This window comes from Mesorhizobium sp. M7A.F.Ca.CA.004.06.1.1 (genome assembly GCF_003999135.1).
In the GTDB taxonomy this organism is placed as follows: Bacteria; Pseudomonadota; Alphaproteobacteria; order Rhizobiales; family Rhizobiaceae; genus Mesorhizobium.
Genome location: NZ_RZPQ01001166.1, coordinates 1 through 1,148, shown reverse-complemented (window position 1 = coordinate 1,148; position 1,148 = coordinate 1). Strand labels below are relative to the sequence as shown.

Below are 1,148 nucleotides of genomic sequence, written 5' to 3'. Positions count from 1 at the left end.
GTCGGCAAGCGGCGCCATGACGGCGCCGGATTTCACGGTTACCGCCGATAGCGACAGCCTGACGGCATCGGGCCGCACGGTGAAGAGCATCAAGCTGACGGCTAGCGGCAAGGCCGATATCACCAGTCCCGCCGCCAATGTCTCGCTGACCGGCTCCGTCGACGACCAGCCGCTCGACATCAAAGCAGCGCTGGTGACGAGCGAAGGCAAGCGTTCGATCAATGGTTTTCTGGTCTCGCTCGGCGACAACAAGGTCTCGGGTGATCTCGCGCTCGACGACAAATTCATGCCGCTCGGCACGCTGACGCTCGATGCACCTGCCATCGACCAGCTGGCCGCACTTGCCGGCCAGGCGATAACGGGAGACATCGACGGAACCATCCGCTTCGCGGGGGATGGCGACGCGCCCTCCGTTGCGATCGATGCGAAGAGCACATCGATCGCGCGCGGCGAGGTGATGGCCAAGGCCATCACAGTCAATGCACTGATCGCCAATTATCTCAAGGCGCCTGCGATATCAGGTACGATCAAGGCCGACAGCGTCACCTCCGGGACCACGGAAATCGGCGGCATCGGCGTCGACCTGAAGCGTGATGGCGACTGGACCAATTTTACCGGCGGCGCCACCATAGCGGGCATTCCGGCGACCGCTGCCGGCCGGGTGAAGATCGCCGACGGCACGACGAGCATCGAGATTGCCTCGGGCGAGGCGACGGTTCGTGGCATCAAGGCGGCAATCGCCCAGGCATCGACACTAAGCATCGCCAACGGCACGACCAGCATCGAAAGGCTGGCGCTCGACGTCGGCGGCGGCTCGGTGACCTTGTCCGGGACAGCTGGCCAGACGCTCGATCTCGCGGCGCAATTTTCGGCACTGCCCGCGGCGCTCGCCAATGGATTTTCGCCCGGCCTCGATGCTGTGGGCACGCTCAGCGGCACGGCTGGTTTGACGGGACCGCCGGCCGCTCCCGACGTCCGCTTCAATGCGCAACTGGCCGGTATCGAAACCAGCCAGACCCGGCAGGCCGGGCTCGGACCGCTCGCCGTCGATGCGGCCGGCAGCTACACGATTGCCGGCGGCGTGGTGCTCGATCAGGCGACGCTGACCGGCGACAAGGTTTCCGGCAAGGCAACCGGCACCCTCAACC

Annotated in this window: 1 pseudogene; it reads left to right on the top strand. The window is 65.6% G+C overall.

The features are described from left to right. Window positions 1-1,148: pseudogene (locus tag EN906_RS34820) on the top strand (translocation/assembly module TamB); the annotation flags it as partial.